16 protein-coding genes and 1 riboswitch are annotated in these 16,316 nt (G+C 62.5%); of the genes, 8 read left to right on the top strand and 8 right to left on the bottom strand.

What is annotated here, in order from left to right:
• Positions 1-31: 31 nt before the first annotated feature.
• A complete protein-coding gene (gene radA, locus ONR57_RS05740) occupies positions 32-1,483 on the top strand; it encodes a DNA repair protein RadA (protein WP_265122063.1) in 1,452 nt (483 codons plus the stop codon).
• Between the two features lie 90 nt (positions 1,484-1,573).
• Positions 1,574-2,653 carry a DNA integrity scanning diadenylate cyclase DisA gene (disA, locus tag ONR57_RS05735; protein WP_265122062.1) on the top strand — a complete coding sequence of 360 codons (1,080 nt, stop codon included), beginning with the start codon at positions 1,574-1,576 and terminating at the stop codon, positions 2,651-2,653.
• A gap of 1 nt (position 2,654) precedes the next feature.
• Here the strand turns inward: disA and ONR57_RS05730 are convergent, their stop codons facing one another.
• Both ONR57_RS05730 and ONR57_RS05725 read right to left on the bottom strand, forming a co-directional pair.
• Positions 2,655-3,440, bottom strand: a complete 786-nt coding sequence (locus tag ONR57_RS05730; RefSeq protein WP_265122060.1) for a DUF4232 domain-containing protein — start codon at positions 3,438-3,440, stop codon at positions 2,655-2,657.
• An 89-nt stretch (positions 3,441-3,529) separates the two neighbouring features.
• Positions 3,530-4,165, bottom strand: coding sequence for a carbonic anhydrase (locus ONR57_RS05725; RefSeq protein ID WP_265122059.1), 636 nt, complete (start codon positions 4,163-4,165; stop codon positions 3,530-3,532).
• A 146-nt stretch (positions 4,166-4,311) separates the two neighbouring features.
• Between ONR57_RS05725 and ONR57_RS05720 the strand changes: the two genes are divergently transcribed.
• The gene (locus tag ONR57_RS05720) at positions 4,312-5,184 is read left to right on the top strand and encodes an A/G-specific adenine glycosylase (RefSeq protein ID WP_265122057.1); all 873 of its coding nucleotides are present in this window, start codon (positions 4,312-4,314) and stop codon (positions 5,182-5,184) included.
• A gap of 45 nt (positions 5,185-5,229) precedes the next feature.
• On the opposite strand, the gene ONR57_RS05715 is transcribed toward ONR57_RS05720, so the two are convergent.
• Complete coding sequence (locus ONR57_RS05715) at positions 5,230-6,021, bottom strand: alpha/beta fold hydrolase (RefSeq protein WP_265122056.1); 792 nt, start codon at positions 6,019-6,021, stop codon at positions 5,230-5,232.
• A 33-nt stretch (positions 6,022-6,054) separates the two neighbouring features.
• Between ONR57_RS05715 and ONR57_RS05710 the strand changes: the two genes are divergently transcribed.
• The 4 genes from ONR57_RS05710 to ONR57_RS05695 all read left to right on the top strand — a co-directional run bounded on the left by ONR57_RS05710 (position 6,055) and on the right by ONR57_RS05695 (position 9,128).
• Positions 6,055-6,384 carry an antibiotic biosynthesis monooxygenase gene (locus ONR57_RS05710; protein WP_265122055.1) on the top strand — a complete coding sequence of 110 codons (330 nt, stop codon included), beginning with the start codon at positions 6,055-6,057 and terminating at the stop codon, positions 6,382-6,384.
• A gap of 157 nt (positions 6,385-6,541) precedes the next feature.
• Entirely contained in the window at positions 6,542-7,954 is a 1,413-nt protein-coding gene (locus ONR57_RS05705; RefSeq protein WP_265122054.1) for a serine hydrolase, read from the top strand.
• Between the two features lie 57 nt (positions 7,955-8,011).
• Positions 8,012-8,076, top strand: a riboswitch (cobalamin riboswitch).
• A gap of 54 nt (positions 8,077-8,130) precedes the next feature.
• Positions 8,131-8,325: a CbtB-domain containing protein gene (locus ONR57_RS05700; protein ID WP_265122053.1), complete on the top strand. Its 195-nt coding sequence runs from the start codon at positions 8,131-8,133 to the stop codon at positions 8,323-8,325.
• Positions 8,316-9,128, top strand: coding sequence for a CbtA family protein (locus ONR57_RS05695; RefSeq protein WP_308198652.1), 813 nt, complete (start codon positions 8,316-8,318; stop codon positions 9,126-9,128). The genes ONR57_RS05700 and ONR57_RS05695 overlap by 10 nt, the downstream gene beginning before the upstream one ends.
• Positions 9,129-9,193: 65 nt before the next feature.
• On the opposite strand, the gene ONR57_RS05690 is transcribed toward ONR57_RS05695, so the two are convergent.
• A complete protein-coding gene (locus ONR57_RS05690) occupies positions 9,194-9,631 on the bottom strand; it encodes an OsmC family peroxiredoxin (RefSeq protein ID WP_265122052.1) in 438 nt (145 codons plus the stop codon).
• A 172-nt stretch (positions 9,632-9,803) separates the two neighbouring features.
• Here ONR57_RS05690 and ONR57_RS05685 point away from each other — a divergent pair, with 172 nt between their 5' ends.
• Positions 9,804-10,748: a DUF5995 family protein gene (locus ONR57_RS05685; protein WP_265122051.1), complete on the top strand. Its 945-nt coding sequence runs from the start codon at positions 9,804-9,806 to the stop codon at positions 10,746-10,748.
• 82 nt (positions 10,749-10,830) lie between these two features.
• Here ONR57_RS05685 and ONR57_RS05680 read toward each other — a convergent pair whose 3' ends face one another.
• The 4 genes from ONR57_RS05680 to ONR57_RS05665 form a co-directional block, all read right to left on the bottom strand.
• The gene (locus ONR57_RS05680) at positions 10,831-13,404 is read right to left on the bottom strand and encodes an ATP-dependent Clp protease ATP-binding subunit (RefSeq protein ID WP_265122050.1); all 2,574 of its coding nucleotides are present in this window, start codon (positions 13,402-13,404) and stop codon (positions 10,831-10,833) included.
• 410 nt (positions 13,405-13,814) lie between these two features.
• Positions 13,815-14,159, bottom strand: coding sequence for an Lsr2 family protein (locus ONR57_RS05675; RefSeq protein WP_265122048.1), 345 nt, complete (start codon positions 14,157-14,159; stop codon positions 13,815-13,817).
• A 119-nt stretch (positions 14,160-14,278) separates the two neighbouring features.
• Positions 14,279-15,787 carry a lysine--tRNA ligase gene (lysS, locus tag ONR57_RS05670; RefSeq protein ID WP_265122173.1) on the bottom strand — a complete coding sequence of 503 codons (1,509 nt, stop codon included), beginning with the start codon at positions 15,785-15,787 and terminating at the stop codon, positions 14,279-14,281.
• A gap of 311 nt (positions 15,788-16,098) precedes the next feature.
• Positions 16,099-16,296: a CsbD family protein gene (locus tag ONR57_RS05665; protein WP_265122047.1), complete on the bottom strand. Its 198-nt coding sequence runs from the start codon at positions 16,294-16,296 to the stop codon at positions 16,099-16,101.
• Positions 16,297-16,316: the final 20 nt, after the last annotated feature.

The following is a 16,316-nucleotide window of genomic DNA, read 5'->3' as shown; positions in this document are numbered from 1 at the left end:
TGTGTCAGGGTGCTCGCCTAGGCTCGTGGCTGTGGTGAGACCAAAGACAACATTCCGGTGCTCGGCTTGTCAGCACGTCCTGGTTAAGTGGGCTGGCCGCTGCCCCGAATGCGGCGCCTGGGGCTCGGTCGAGGAAGCACCTGCGCTGTCACAGCTCCAGCGCTCCGCGCTACAGCGTTCGGCACTGCCCGAAGCTCGGGTCGCCGCGACGACCGGCGGGCTGCTGCCGTCCACTCCCGCGGTCCGCATCGTCGATGTGGAAGGCACCACCGCGAAGGCTCAACCGACGGGGATCGCGGAGCTGGACCGTGTTCTCGGTGGGGGTGTCGTACCTGGCGCGGTCATCTTGCTCGCCGGCGAACCGGGGGTCGGCAAATCTACCCTGTTGCTGGAAGTTGTCCGCCAATGGGCGGCGCGTGACGTGGCTTTGTACGTCACCGGAGAAGAATCCGCAGGACAGGTCCGGCTCCGGGCTGAGCGCACCGGCGCCCTGCATGAGCGGGTGATGATCGCAGCAGAGTCAGATCTCGCGACGATCCTCGGGCACGTCGAGCAAGTACGGCCGAGCCTGCTGATTGTCGACTCGGTTCAGACCATGCGAGCTGCCGATGCCGAAGGCATCACGGGCGGTGTCACCCAGGTCCGTGCCGTCACCAGCGCGCTGACCACTCTGGCGAAAACCGCTGGCATCGCGGTGCTGTTGATCGGCCACGTCACCAAAGACGGATCCATCGCAGGCCCGCGTGCGCTCGAACACCTTGTCGACGTCGTGCTGCAGTTCGAGGGTGACAAGAGCTCCACGCTGCGGCTAGTGCGCGGGATCAAGAACCGCTTTGGTGCCACCGATGAAGTCGGTTGTTTTGAACTACGCGAGAGCGGCATCGTTGAAATAAGCGACCCCTCCGGCTTGTTCCTGCACCACCGCAACGACACGGTTCCCGGCACATCCATCACAGTCGCAATGGACGGAAAACGTCCGCTGCTCGGTGAGGTGCAGGCGCTCGTTGCAGGCAGCGGTATCCCCTCGCCACGTCGTGCTGTCAGCGGACTTGATTCGTCGCGAGTCGCGATGATCCTGGCCGTACTCGAACGGCGGTGCGGGCTCTCTCTGGCGGGCTCTGAGGTTTACGCCGCAACCGTCGGTGGCATGCGGGTCACTGAACCCGCGGCAGATCTCGCAATCGCGCTTGCGGTCGCATCAGGGGCGCGTGACAGGGTCTTGCCGGCCGGCACGGTTGTGCTGGGCGAGGTCGGGCTCGCTGGCGAAATCCGGCCCGTTCCTGGAGTGGCTCGGCGCGTGCAGGAGGCCGCCCGCCTCGGCTTCGTCAATGCCATCGTTCCAGCGGGCTCCGAAAGGCTGCCAAACAGCATCAACGCCGCCGAAGTCGGCACCGTGGGTGCCGCGTTACGGTTACTCACCACACCTGAGCCACCCCAGCGCGCGCAGCCGCCACACCTAACTCCGGTGGGTGGCCGGTCGTGACGGGGTGCGGGGCTCCAGTAATCTGGCGTACATCTGTTCTTACGTAACCGTCAAACAGTGCTTCACACTGCCACAGGCCAGGAAGGTGCCGTGACACTCGAGCCTTCACCGTTGCTCGTCGAAACGATCGCCCGGCTAGCTCCAGGTACCGGCCTTCGTGACGCCCTGGAACGAATCCTGCGCGGCCGCACCGGTGCGCTGATCGTTCTCGGTTACGATGACGCTGTTGAACGCCTGTGTGACGGTGGTTTCGTGCTCGACATCCAGTTCGCACCCACCCGGCTGCGGGAGCTCGCGAAAATGGACGGCGCGGTTGTGCTGTCCTCCGACGGTTCCCGAATTGTCCGCGCGAACGTGCAGCTCGTCCCTGACCACACTATTCCAACGGAAGAATCGGGCACCCGCCACCGCACCGCGGAGCGCACCGCCATCCAGACTGGATTCCCCGTGATCTCGGTGAGCCAATCGATGAGCATCGCCAGCGTTTACATCGCTGGCGAACGGCACGTGCTTGAGGATTCAGCCACGATCCTCTCCCGAGCGAACCAGGCGATCGCCACCCTCGAACGCTATAAGCTGCGGCTCGACCAGGTGACGCGCGCCCTCGGCGTCGCCGAGATCGATGACTTCGTCAGCCTGCGCGATGCGCTGACAGTCATCCAGAGGCTCGAGATGGTACGCAGAATCTCAAGTGAGATAGACCGGGCTGTCATCGAGCTCGGCAGCGGCGGGCGGCAAGTCGCACTGCAACTCGAAGAGCTACTCGGCGATAACGAGACAGCACGGCGACTCATCCTGCTTGACTACCTGCGCAGCACCGGTCAGCCGAGTGATCAGCAAGTCGAGCGGGCACTCGCGAACCTCGAAGCCCTCTCCGACGGCGCTTTACTCGACCTCACTGAAGTCGCGCACGCGGTGGGCTATTCCCGCGCCGTGGAGACGCTGGACACTGCTGCCGAGCCTCGCGGCTACCGGCTACTCAGCCAATTGCCGCGGTTGCCGTTCACTCAGATCGAACGGCTGATCGGTAACTTCGGCAGCCTGCAGAAGCTGCTCGCCGCGACCTCCACCGAATTGCAGACAGTCGATGGAATCAGCGGGTTCCGTGCCCGGCACATTTCGGAAGGGCTCTCCCGGCTTGCTGGTTCAACGCTCGAGAACCAGTTCTGAATCATTCCCCTTCAGGGGCTGGACTCGGCTCAGGGGTGGGTTCCGGTTCAGGCTCAGGAGCATGCGGATCGAAGATCGCAAACTCGACAGGTTCAGCTGAAATTTCACCGACCTGGGCGACTAAGCGGTACACACCCGGCCCAACGGGTTCACGCGGACCAAAGCAGCCCGGTGCCGACCCGGTGCCTGACCAGGTAATGGCAAAAGCCGCTTGGTCTCCTGGGGCAAGCGTCCACACGTCGCGCCCCGTCGCCGGTGAACAGTCCGTGTTCACCCACACACGCCGATCCCCGTCTACCGTCCGCACCGCGATTTGCTGCACGGCGGCCCCGAGATCACGGGCACACGTCGTATCGCCAATATTCGTGACGACCACACCGAAGCGCGGCTGGTCACCAATCGGGTATTCGGCGCGGTCGATCGTAGCGCGCACGGTGAGCCCAGAATCAGTGCACGGCCCCTCGGCGATCTTGACTTCCTCATCGTCATCGTCGAGATCGCTGTCCTCATTGCCGTCATCGTCGTCCGTATCGCGTTCAGGCAGTTCGGATGCGGTCTCCCGGGGCGTAGCAGTCACAGAGGTGGTCACTGGCTGCGCATCAGTGCCGCCAGCGACACCATCGCCGCCGGAACCGGCGATCGCGCGAACTCCGAACAGGACCCCGGCGACAACTCCCGCGATAAGGACGAGCAGGATCACGACGGCTGCGACCCTCCTCCGGCGGTACACACCGGGAGGGTGCGGCAAGCGCCTGGGCCTGCCCGAACTGTTTCGAGGATCGTGCACGTCATTAACCGTAAGCGCGCGAGCGAATCTCGACCGGCTTCCGGCCTCGCGTGTCGTTGGAGTGAGGCCGAACTCTCAGGTTTACGTTGCTAGATCAGATCGGGATCGGCCTCGCCGACATCGCCGACCACACTGCGGAGTTTGATCCTGCCGTCCGAAAGCGTGTAGGTGGCGCCCACAATGGCACACCGGCCGTCTTCGATCCGCTCGGCAAGCACCCGTGAACGACCCGTGAGCAGCTGCGACGTTTCCTTCACATGCTGCGCCTCGAGTTGATCCACAGTCGTGAGGCCCGCCTGCCGTGCCCGCAGCAGTGACGGAGTGACGCGTTCGACGACGTCTCGAACGAAACCTTCCGGGACGTCACCCCCGTCAAGCGCGGAAAGCGCGGCCGCAACCGCTCCGCAGCGATCGTGCCCAAGCACGACGATCAGCGGAACGTTGAGCACGCCGACGCCATACTCGATTGAACCGAGCACTGCGCTATCGACAACATGCCCCGCAGTTCTGACGACGAACATCTGACCGAGGCCCTGATCGAAAATAATCTCGGCGGCCACTCTCGAGTCAGCACACCCGAAGATCACCGCGGTCGGGTGCTGCGCTTTGACTAGCTTCGCGCGGTCATCGATGCCCTGACTAGGGTGCAGGGGCTCACCGCTGACGAAGCGCTCGTTACCCTCTTTAAGGGCTTTCCATGCTGAGACCGGATTGGATGACGGCATGCGTCTATTCTGCACTGCCGGATTACCGGGACGCGCACCAGGAGCGCGCGGACCGGGTCGCACCTGTCTCAAAAAGCCGCATTGACAAGTAGAAATGGGCCGCTTGAGCGGGGTGTAAATAATTCGTGAAGAATAGCTATTCGTGCATGATTGCCAGCACTGAGGACGTCGTAACGTGGTTCCAGCGCAACGCCCGTGACCTGCCCTGGCGCCGTCCGGGCGTCACACCCTGGCAAATCCTGATGAGCGAAATCATGCTTCAGCAAACACCCGTAGTGCGGGTGTCGCCGGTCTGGGAAGAATGGGTCCAGCGATGGCCCCGGCCCTCGCTGCTCGCAGCGGAAGCCCCAGCAACGGTGGTGCGTGCCTGGGGGAAGCTTGGGTACCCGCGCCGCGCGCTGCGCCTGCACGAATGCGCCGTCCACCTCGCTGCCGCCCATAGCGATGAGGTCCCTCGCGACGTCGAAACCCTGCTGACACTGCCTGGGATCGGTGATTACACGGCGCGCGCGGTCGCATGTTTTGCTTACGGTCAGTCCGTTCCTGTCGTCGACACGAACGTCCGCAGAGTCATCGCCCGAGCTGTCCACGGACAGGCGGAGTCTGGGAACCCTGCAGCGAAACGTGACCTCGAAGATGCCGCAGCGCTGCTCCCCCACAGCGGCGGTGCGGTGTTTTCGGCTGCGCTTATGGAACTCGGCGCAGTCATTTGCACTGCGCGCGCACCAAAGTGCCCGGACTGTCCTATCACGAGCTGCGCATGGCTCACCGCTGGCCGGCCTGCCCCCACGGGCCCCAAACGGCGCGCCCAGCCGTACGCCGGCACAGATCGTCAGGTTCGTGGGCGGATTTTGGACGTCCTACGCGGCGCACATGGGCCAGTCGAGCGCCACCAGATCGAAGCTGTCTGGCTCAGTGATCCGGTCCAGCGTGACCGCGCACTGGTCTCGCTACTGGAGGACGGTTTGGTCGAGCAGACATCGCGAGGGAGATTCGCCCTCGCGGGCGAGGGCGAATGACTGTTCGGACACCAGCCCACGCCCACGCCCACGCCCACACCAGAGCTACTGCTCAGGCAGGCTCGCGAGAAATGCCTCTACGGCACCGCGGTAGATGCCCGGCGCCTCATCATGAATCAGGTGTGCCGTGCCCGGAACGCGAAGGTAATGCGACGCCACCGAGCGCTCCTCAGCGGCCATGGTTCGCATCTGCCCCGCGGGAGTGAGCGTGTGTTCGCCCTCGAGGAGCAGCGCGGGCACTCGAGTGTTCCGCCACTGCGCCCAGTAGTCTCGGGTACCCCAGTGTGCGGCGATGGCCCGCCACACTGGAATGTGGCCGTGCAGCCGCCACCCCATCGGAGTCCGGTCGAATGAATCAAGAAAGTACTGCCCCGCCACGTCACCGAACATCGCGCAGATTTCGGCGGAATCGGTGAACTCGACAGGCCAGGCTTCGAACCAGCTATCCCAGGGCTGTGTAGTGCGGCCCCGGAAGTCCGGCGCCATGTCCTCCACGACGACGGCGCTGACCAGGTCGGGACGGTGCGCCGCGAGACACCACGCGTGCAGGCTGCCCATCGAGTGTCCAATTAACGCGGCAGGCCGGTCCAGGGCTTCGAGCGCGACGGCAAGATCATTCACAAACACTTCGGTGCGGACATCCGCATCGCGCGCAGCGCCACCACCGTCCCGGCCCCGCCCTCGGTGAAACCGCGCGTCGTATGTGTAAACCCGTCCATACTCTCGCAGCCAGGGCACGTGCCGCTGCCACGTGGTGCCACGCCCCATCAGGCCGTGCAGCAACACGATCGGCGCTCCCCTGCCACCGCGGTCATCGAGGTCAGAGACTTCAAGCACAGCCGGTTAGCCTACGCGAGTACGATCACGGCCATGGCAGTCGTAAAGATTAACGCTATTGACGTCCCGGAAGGTGCGGGGGCCGAACTCGAGAAGCGCTTCGCCGCGCGCGCGGGCACAGTCGAGAATTCTCCCGGTTTCCTCGGGTTTCAGCTGCTGCGTCCCGTTAATGGCGAGTCACGCTACTTCGTCGTCACGCAGTGGGAGTCGGAGGAGGCGTTCCGGGCCTGGGCAGATGGACCAGCGCGCGCTGCGCATGCGGGCGAGGGTGAGCGCAAGCCCGTAGCGACCGGGGCCTCGTTGCTGGAGTTCGATGTCGTACTCGATGTGTCTCCCTCGGCAGCACGGCCGAGTGCCGACTGATAGCGCCTGAACCACCGCCACATAACAACTAGTTATTTACAGCGACACCAGGTGGTAACGGTTGTACCAATAGCCCCACCCGCAACCTACGCTCAAAGGGACGAATCCTGCGCGGTACCGCCTGTCGGCACCGCTAAGTCCCAAAAGAGGGGGCGTTGTGGTTGGCCTAGCGAGCCTGAAGGGCCGGGCGGAACTTCGCCGTGTCACGGCTGCAGCGTCCGCGGTAGTGACCCTGACACTTGCCGCAGGGAGCATCGCGCACGCGCAACCAGCAGCTCCGCCGCAGGCTGATAATCCGCCCGCCGCAACCGCACCCGCCGCGATCCCCTCTGACACTCCGGCGGGCATGCGGGCCGCGCACATTCTCGATCTCATCAACGGTGACGTCACCGTCGACCCTGCAGCCGTCCGGGAATGGACCGACGCCGCCGTGCTCAACTCATTAGGGCCTGACGGATTAGCTGCGCCGCTCGAGCAGCTCCGCACAACCGGCCCGTACGAATTCGTCTCTTACTCAGGCACCAGCACGGCCGCCACTGTAGCCCTGAAAACCCGTACCGGACTTCCTTTCGAACTTCGTATCTACGTGAGCACGGCGGGGGACGCTGATACCGTCAATGGCCTGCTGGTACGACCACAGACGCCGGACATAGAGTCGTTCGACGATTTCACCGCAGCACTCGACGTCCTCGGTACTGATTATGCCGTTCTTGCTGCTCACATTGAGGACACGACGTGCGTGCCGGTCTTCGAGGCGCACGCCGAGCGGTCGATGCCGATGGCTTCCGTCGCCAAATTGTATGTTCTCGGCGCAGTCGCCGATGCGATCAGCGCGGGCGATCTGCGGTGGGATGAGGTCCTGACGATCACCACAGACACGAAGAGCCTACCGACCGGCGAGTTGCAAGATCGCGCAGACGGATCAACGGTGACTGTTCGCGAGGCCACTGAGAAGATGATTTCTCTTAGCGACAACACCGCCACCGACCTGCTAATTCATCGTCTGGGGAGAGAAGCCGTCGAAGCTCAGGCAGTGGCGCTGGGACACCACGATCCAGAATCACTCACGCCGTTCCCCACGACCCGCGAAGCGTTCCTTATCGGCTTCGGTGATCCAGAGCGGCGCGAGGCCTGGCGTGAAGCGGATTATGCGGACCGCCTCGCGCTACTGGACTCGGTGCAAGGCGAGCCGCTCGAGGTGGACGAAACAACAATCATCTACCGGCCCGTTTATCCAGACGGTGTCGACTGGTTCGGCAGTCAGAATGATATCTGCGCAGCCTACGCACACCTGAAAGCCAAAGACACCAACGTCACCGACATCCTTGCACTGAATCCTGGCCTGACGCTCAGCAGCACGGACTGGTCATACACCGGATTCAAGGGCGGCACGATGCCGGGCGTGCTCGCGACTTCCTGGATTCTCACCGACAACACCGGTCAGGACTGGTACTTCGGGGTGCAGCAGTCCAGCACGGGGGCGATCGGGCTAGCGGAAAACCTCTACACATTCGAAATTGCCGGAAAGATTATGGGCCGCAGTGACGCGGCAGTGCTGCGGATCAACTAAAGTTCTTTTGTCCACACGCGCGTGGGCAACAGGATGGTCGAAACGACGACGAGATGCGGGTACCCGGTGCGATTCCGGGGCGGTCGCGCCACTGTATCCAGGCAACTCCTGGAAGCCAGACCTCGCTCCTCATGCCGCTCAGACCGAACGGGACGCGGTACTCCCAGGAGGATTTCATGGTTACAGCGCATGTGCCTGCCCATTCCGAGAGCACGATTGGTGCTTATTTGGTCAGTGCCGCGGTTGTCGGCGCAGCAATGCTCGCCCTTTACCTCGTCGGGTTTGACCAGGGCGCACTATCTGGCACTGGCATGTTTCTTCACGAACTGATGCATGACGGCAGGCACCTCTTGGGCGTGCCGTGTCACTGAGTTCGCGCACCAATAGCACTCCAGACTTGCCTCGGCCCGGCGCATTTGAACGCAAGCAATTGCACGGGACTTTTGGCGCGCTGCTCGGCCGGGGCGTTCTGGCTGGCCTTGTAGCTGGATTGATTGCTGGCACTTTCGCATATTTCGTGGGCGAGCCGCACATCGACGCTGCGATAGCGATAGAAGAGGCTGCGGCCTTAGCCGATCATGGGGTGCACCCACACAGTCACGGGGACGAGGAACTCGTCAGCCGGGCAGGCCAGCGGGCCGGGCTTTTCCTCGCAATGGCTCTCTCGGGGCTTGCGCTCGGCGCAATTTTCGCCACTGTGGCTCATCATGCTCGCCGACACTTCACCGCACCGGCGGTGACATTATCGCTGTGGCTGGCGTTTTTGTGCTGGATGGTGATCTCGGTAATCCCCTTCGGTATTTACCCCGCTAACCCGCCCGCTGTTGGCGACCCAGACACAATCAGCCAGCGCACCTTCGCGTGGGGTGCTGCTGTCGTTGTGGGCATTATCGCGGCGACTGCTGCCGTCGCAGTGACGAAAAAGCTCGCGACCGCGTGGCAGAGCGTCCGTTTGGCAGCCGCAGCCGTAGCGTTCGGTGTCATCGTGGGCTTGGGATACCTCGCTTTGCCGACATTCGATGATGTGCCCGCGGACTTCCCGGCCACCTTGTTGTGGGACTTCCGGGTCGCAGCGATCGCGTCAACAACAGTCATGTGGCTCGCACTCGGCATTATTTTCGCCGGATTATCGGAACGGGCGGCAGCGGCGGAAGAGAAGCGGTTCATCGCCTGATCTGGCGCCACCAACGCAAAGCCCCGCCTCCTTTTGAGGGCGGGGCTTTTCGCCGTGCTAGCAGGTCACAATAGGGCGGCGTCGAGGCTGATGTCCACGCTGGCGAGTGCCTTGCTGATCGGGCAGCCTTCCTTCGCGGCCGTTGCCGCCTTCAAGAAGGCGTCTTCGTCGAGTCCGTCCACCTCGGCGCGAACGGTAATCTTGCTCGTCGTCACGCGGAAGCCCCCGGCGGGGTCCGGGCCGAGAGTCACGTCTGCGCGCACGTCGAGGTTCTGTGGAGTTCCGCCAGCTTCACCGATTTGCGCCGAAAGCGCCATCGCGTAGCACGACGAGTGCGCAGCGGCGATGAGTTCCTCGGGGCTCGTGGTTCCGTCCGCGTTTTCCGCTGCGCGCTTCGGGAAGGAAACGTCGAATGTGCCTGTTCCCGAACTCGTGAACTCGACGGTCCCGCCGCCCTCGTTCAGGCTTCCGTTCCAGGCGGTGCGTGCGGAGCGTGTTGGCATGAAAAACCCTTTCGTTGGCCGGTAATGCCCGAAATACGAACAAATCTCGCAAGCGACCTCATGCGGTGCACATCACGTCGCTAGTCACCATCCTTGAGGCAAACACAGCGAAGGGCAAGGCGTGCGCTCAGGTTGCACGAAAGTACCGGACTTTGTCTCATACACTTCCCCTGTGTCGCATGGTTCACAGAAGTCTCACAAGTCTCTGGTGCTACAACGCTTCGGCGCCTTCGCCGCCCTGTTGTGCCTTTCGATCGGCGCACCGACCGCAATTGCCGCCGCGGAGGTACACCCAGCGGCACCAACAAGCGGCGCGTACGAGTCGCTCAACTGCGGGGAACTCCCCCTCGCCGCACGCGGTGCGCTCATCACGCTTACCGACACCACCAGTATCACCGGCGCGAGCTCCCTCGATCGCCTGGAGGACGCGGTGCGGCGTCACACAGAAGTCGCTGACATCTTCGCGACCGAACACCATCGGTTAGGACTGTTCTCCGTCGGTCTCGACGCGGTCGAGCATGCGGCCGTAATGCCCCTTCAGCGCGACCCTGCGGCCTTTGCTGACCGCGAGTGGGCACACAACATCAGTTACGACCTTCTGGAGCGCTATCTTGCGAATCTGCATTCCTATTTGACTGCCGGGTACGCGGAACCGCATTGGGCGCACTACTTCGCGCTGTCAACCGATTGCCGACGGTCCGGTGCACACGCGGCGATGGCCGGATACAACGCGCACCTGACTGTCGACCTTGCCTACGCCGTCGAGGGGAGCCGCACCGAAGCCCGGCATGTGCCCGACTACTACCTCATCGTTGACACGATCGCTCAGCAAGGCGACGCACTGATCGACCGAACACGCGACGTTTACGGCGCCGATCTCGGGCCACTGTGGCGGTTCTATTTTGTGGGCGAGGGCCTCGACGCGCTGGCCGGCGAGGGGGTGGCTACCGGTTTGATGCTGCGTGCCGCCGACGTCGGGTACAACACCTTCACCCTGGCGCATGGCATGGCCTTGCAAGACGCCGCCCTGCGCGCCGATGCTGAGGGCCGCATCACGGAACTATGGCGGATTGCCGACGTCGCGCTTGATGTCCTCGCGCGGGTACGCGCTTTGTAGCGGCCCGCCCGCAGGTCAGCACCTCCAGGCCACACGGCAAAGGGGCCAGATCTTTCGACCTGGCCCCTCCTTCGCGAAACGCTTACTCAGCCGCTGTGTCAGCGCCCTTTCCGCCCTTGCCGCCCTGACCTGCTTCGCCAGCACCCGCGAGGGCGTCTTCCGGCGCATCAGGCACCGGCACCGGCTTCTTGGTGCCGCGGAACGTGAACTTGGCGTTCTCGCCCGCTCCAGTGCCGTCCCAGTTCTCGACATCGACAACGATGATCTGGCCCGGCTCGATTTCGCCGAACAGGATCTTCTCTGACAACTGGTCCTCGATCTCGCGCTGTACAGTGCGGCGCAGCGGCCGGGCACCAAGCACGGGGTCGAAGCCACGCTTCGCGAGAAGCGACTTCGCCTGCTCCGTGAGCTCGAGCGCCATGTCCTTGTGCTTGAGCTGCGTCTCTACGCGGTTGGTCATCAAATCGACCATCTCAATGATCTGTTCCTGCGTGAGCTGGTGGAACACGATCACGTCGTCGATACGGTTAAGGAACTCCGGCCGGAAGTGCTTCTTCAGTTCGTCGTTGACCTTCAGCTTCATGCGCTCGTAGTTCGATGCCTCACCGGATCCAGCACTGAAGCCGAGCCCCACCGCCTTCGAAATGTCAGCGGTGCCGAGGTTCGAGGTGAAGATCAGCACGGTGTTCTTGAAGTCGACCGTGCGGCCCTGACCGTCGGTTAGGCGGCCATCTTCGAGAACCTGCAGCAGGGTGTTGTAGATCTCCTGATGCGCCTTCTCGATCTCGTCGAAGAGCACCACGGAGAACGGCTTGCGGCGCACCTTTTCCGTGAGCTGGCCGCCCTCTTCATAACCGACATAGCCCGGAGGAGCACCAAAGAGCCGTGACGCGGTGAACCGGTCGTGGAACTCACCCATGTCGATCTGAATGAGCGCATCGTCATCGCCGAACAGGAAGTTCGCGAGCGCCTTCGACAGCTCCGTCTTACCGACACCTGACGGCCCCGCGAAGATGAACGAGCCGGATGGGCGACGCGGATCCTTCAGGCCCGCTCGAGTCCGGCGAATTGCCTTCGCGACAGCCCTGACCGCGTCTTCCTGGCCGATGATCCGCTTGTGGAGCTCATCTTCCATGCGCAGCAGCCGTGCTGTTTCCTCTTCGGTGAGTTTGAACACCGGGATACCAGTCCAGTTGGACAGCACCTCAGCGATCTGCTCGTCATCTACCTGCGCGACGACATCAAGGTCACCCGAACGCCACTGCTTCTCGCGTTCCGCACGCTGCGCGACAAGCTGCTTTTCCTTGTCCCGCAGTTTCGCGGCTTTCTCGAAGTCCTGCGCGTCTATCGCTGATTCCTTCTCACGGCGAGCCTCAGCGATCCGCTCATCGAACTCACGCAGATCTGGTGGAGCGGTCATACGCCGGATCCGCATCCGCGCGCCCGCCTCGTCGATCAGGTCGATCGCCTTGTCCGGCAAGAAGCGGTCGTTGATGTAACGATCGGCCAAAGTCGCTGCGGCCACCAGTGCACCATCAGTGATGGACACGCGGTGGTGCGCCTCGTAGCGGTCCCGCAGGCCCTTGAGAATCTCGATCGTGTGCTCTACTGACGGCTCCCCTACCTGCACCGGCTGGAAACGGCGCTCGAGCGCAGCGTCCTTCTCGATGTACTTGCGGTACTCATCGAGCGTTGTCGCACCGATGGTCTGCAGTTCACCGCGCGCGAGCTTGGGCTTCAGAATCGACGCCGCGTCGATCGCGCCTTCAGCTGCGCCTGCACCAACAAGCGTGTGCAGCTCGTCGATGAAAAGGATGATGTCGCCACGGGTGTTGATCTCTTTCAGCACCTTCTTCAGGCGCTCTTCGAAATCACCGCGGTAGCGGCTGCCCGCCACGAGCGAACCGAGGTCCAGTGTGTAAAGCTGCTTGTCCTTGAGGGTTTCGGGCACCTCACCATTGACGATGGACTGCGCGAGTCCTTCGACCACGGCGGTCTTACCGACACCAGGCTCACCAATCAGAACGGGATTGTTCTTAGTGCGGCGCGACAGCACCTGCATGACCCGTTCGATTTCCTTCTGGCGCCCGATGACCGGGTCAAGCTTGCCCTCCATCGCAGCCTGGGTGAGGTTGCGGCCAAATTGATCCAGCACGAGTGACGTAGACGGCGTGCCCGCCTCACCCCGGCCAACGCCCGCTTCCGCGGGCTCCTTGCCCTGGTAGCCGGACAGCAACTGAATAACCTGCTGACGAACGCGAGTGAGATCGGCACCCAGCTTGACGAGGACCTGCGCCGCGACACCTTCACCCTCGCGGATGAGCCCGAGCAGGATGTGTTCTGTACCAATGTAGTTGTGGCCAAGCTGCAGTGCTTCGCGAAGGCTCAGCTCGAGAACCTTCTTGGCACGGGGCGTAAACGGGATGTGCCCCGATGGCGCCTGCTGCCCCTGACCGATGATCTCTTCGACCTGATTGCGGACCGCCTCAAGCGATATGCCCAGCGACTCGAGGGACTTAGCAGCCACCCCCTCGCCCTCATGAATGAGGCCGAGCAGGATGTGCTCCGTGCCGATGTAATTGTGGTTGAGCATCCTGGCTTCTTCTTGCGCCAGGACAACAACGCGCCGTGCGCGATCGGTGAACCTTTCGAACATCGCTCTCCCTCACACTTCTTATCGGTCCGGACGCTGGGTGCGAAGATTGCCGCCTCGCTCGCTCCGGCACTCCGGGCTCGTTGAGTGCTGCCGCGCACCCCCCACTCTAGTTGGCGAGTGTGAACGCCGCCGCTGTACCTCCGCTATCACGGAGATGGTCAGCTGGCTGCAACCATCCTCCGCTAACCATGTATTGAGGTAACGGTGCCGGACGGCATTTCGTTTCACAATGGGCTACGCCCACAGAGAACACCTATTTGGGCTACGCCCACACGACAAACCAAGCAGCCCCGCCGGGACCCGGACGATCGCCCCAGCTCGCCCCTATAAACACCGCAGGCCTCCGGAAATATTCCGGAGGCCGGTGCGCAGATGTTCCGTTTTGCCTGTGCAGGCTAGGCAGGCTAGCCCTAGTTCGCCTTGTTGTACGCCTCGGTGATCTCTGCGGAGATCCTGCCCCGCGCGGAGACCTTGTAGCCGTTCTTACGAGCCCACTCCCGGATAGCGGCGCTCTGTTCCCGGTCGAGCGTTGCACGCGGACGCGCAGCACTGCCGGCTGCGCGACGAATCTTCCGCCCCGCGAGACGACGGGCATGCGCAACCCACACCTCCATCTCCGAACGGAGTTTCGCCGCATTCTCCGAGGAGAGATCAATCTCGTAGGTAACGCCATCTAGACCAAATTCCACAGTCTCGTCGGCGGGAGCTTCCTGATCAAGATCGTCGATCAGTGTTACCGTTACCTTCTGCGCCATGAAGTAATCCCTTTCTCACGTGCCGCTACACGCCCTTGAGTAGTCCGCGGGCTTCGCAATCCCAATACGAATCGCAACCGTGCCGCATTTCCCGCCAACGCCGATCATAGAACTGTTTACTAGCGTTTACCAAGTGGCCGCACTATAGGGAACAAGATGGTTTCACGGATTCCGAGTCCAGTGAGTGCCATTAACAACCGGTCGATTCCCATACCCGTACCAGTTGTGGGTGGCATTCCATGCTCCATGGCGGCGAGAAAATCCTCATCCAGGACCATCGCCTCATCATCTCCAGCGGCCGCAAGACGTGCCTGGTCAACAAACCTCTCGCGCTGAATTACCGGGTCGACGAGTTCCGAGTAACCGGTCGCGAGTTCGAAACCGCGCACATAGAGATCCCATTTTTCGGTGACGCCGTGTTTCGTACGGTGCTGCCTGGTCAGCGGGGATGTCTCAACCGGGAAGTCGCGAACGAACGCCGGGCGCGTAAGATCATTTCCGACGAGATGCTCCCATAATTCTTCGACAAGTTTGCCGTGGCCGTATCCTTTGCCCTCCGGGATCTCGAGGCCGGTACGCTCCGCGAATGTACGCAGTTGCTCAATATTTGTGTCGGGAGTCACGTCTTCGCCGAGCGCAGCGGAGAGCGACGGATACATTTCCAGAACCTGCCACTCGCCGTCGAAGTCATAGGTGGATCCGTCAGCAAGCAGCACCTCGCGCGAACCAAAAGCCGCGTCAGCCACCTCCTGAACTACCTCCCGGATCATCGTGGCTGAGTCGTCATATGTGCCATATGCCTCATAGGTCTCCAGCATCGCAAACTCCGGGGAATGCGTAGAATCAGCGCCTTCATTGCGGAAGTTGCGGTTAATCTCAAAGACCTTCTCGATACCGCCGACAACGCACCGCTTCAAGAACAACTCCGGCGCAATCCTCAAGTAGAGGTCGATATCGAGTGCATTGGAATGGGTAACAAACGGCCGGGCCGCGGCGCCACCGTGAAGTGTTTGCAGCATCGGGGTCTCGACCTCGAGATAACCCCGCCGCTCCAAAGAGTTACGCAGCTCACGGACTACCGCGACGCGTTTGCGCGCCATATCCCGCGCTTCGGGCCGCACAATGAGGTCAATGTAGCGCTGCCGGATGCGTGATTCCTCGTTGAGGTCTTTATACGTCACCGGCAGCGGCCGCAGCGCCTTCGCCGCCATTTCCCAGGCTCCTGCCAGCACGCTGAGTTCACCGCGGCGGGAACTGATCACTTCACCGCGCACAAAGACGAAGTCTCCAAGGTCGACGTCCGATTTCCAGCGGGCAAGCGATTCTGCGCCGACCTCGGCCTGGCTCAGCATTGCCTGCAGCTGCGTGCCGTCGCCTTCCTGTAATACGGCGAAACAGAGTTTGCCCGTGTTCCGGATGAACATGACGCGCCCCGCAACGCCGACAATATCGCCGGTGGTATCACCAGGCGCAAGTTCGGTGTACTTGGCGCGGATTTCCGAGAGTGCGTGGGTGCGCGGCACCGTCACTGGGTAGGCCTCGCCGCCTTCTGCAATGATGCGGTCACGCTTTTCGCGGCGAATCCGCAACTGCTCGAATTCTTCGGCAGCGTCATCGCGGGTTGCCACGGGCTCGTTCTTCGCAGGGCTTACGGATTCAGGCGCGGTACTCACAGCTGACCAGGATAGTTGGCATAGCGCCGGAACCTGGAATCGCTATCGCGAATAATGGCCGTGAGCTTCGTTCCACCCGCGCAGGGGTTCCGCTCACGGCGATGCGTCTGGCCACCGCGGCCGCGGTGGCCAGCAGAGGAGGGGGCGGTCTCCGCGCGCTCTTGAGCACGCAAGCCCGCAGCGAACGCGGGCTCGCCTGCTCCGCTTCCGACCGGCGTCGTTACTAAGGGAGCAGGCACCCGGCGATTACTGCAACACGGCGGCCGTCAGTTGCCAGTAATCTTGTCAACGACTTCGTTGGCCTTGTCTTTGATTTTCTCGGCGGCTTGCTTCACAGAGGATTCAGCCTGGTCGGCCTGACCTTCCGTTTTTAGCTCGTCGTTGCCGGTGGCATTGCCGGCGGCTTCTTTAGTCTTGCCGGATACCTCTTGTGCCTTGTTTTGAAACTTGTCTCCAATACCCATGCCAAATCCTTTCAGTATCG

The sequence above is a fragment of the Hoyosella sp. YIM 151337 genome, from assembly GCF_026041215.1.
Lineage (GTDB): Bacteria > Actinomycetota > Actinomycetes > Mycobacteriales > Mycobacteriaceae > Hoyosella.
Note: the sequence above shows the minus strand (reverse complement) of the source record. Positions and strands in the feature narration are given on the sequence as shown.

What these genes read in the sequence shown, in the direction of transcription:
- ONR57_RS05725 (WP_265122059.1), bottom strand. Translation starts at nt 4,165, where the DNA reads ATGCCGTCATCCAATCCGGTCTCAGCATGGAAAGCCCTTAAAGAGGGT.
- ONR57_RS05720 (WP_265122057.1), top strand. Translation starts at nt 4,312, where the DNA reads ATGATTGCCAGCACTGAGGACGTCGTAACGTGGTTCCAGCGCAACGCC.
- ONR57_RS05710 (WP_265122055.1), top strand. Translation starts at nt 6,055, where the DNA reads ATGGCAGTCGTAAAGATTAACGCTATTGACGTCCCGGAAGGTGCGGGG.
- ONR57_RS05700 (WP_265122053.1), top strand. Translation starts at nt 8,131, where the DNA reads ATGGTTACAGCGCATGTGCCTGCCCATTCCGAGAGCACGATTGGTGCT.
- ONR57_RS05690 (WP_265122052.1), bottom strand. Translation starts at nt 9,631, where the DNA reads ATGCCAACACGCTCCGCACGCACCGCCTGGAACGGAAGCCTGAACGAG.
- ONR57_RS05680 (WP_265122050.1), bottom strand. Translation starts at nt 13,404, where the DNA reads ATGTTCGAAAGGTTCACCGATCGCGCACGGCGCGTTGTTGTCCTGGCG.
- ONR57_RS05675 (WP_265122048.1), bottom strand. Translation starts at nt 14,159, where the DNA reads ATGGCGCAGAAGGTAACGGTAACACTGATCGACGATCTTGATCAGGAA.
- ONR57_RS05665 (WP_265122047.1), bottom strand. Translation starts at nt 16,296, where the DNA reads ATGGGTATTGGAGACAAGTTTCAAAACAAGGCACAAGAGGTATCCGGC.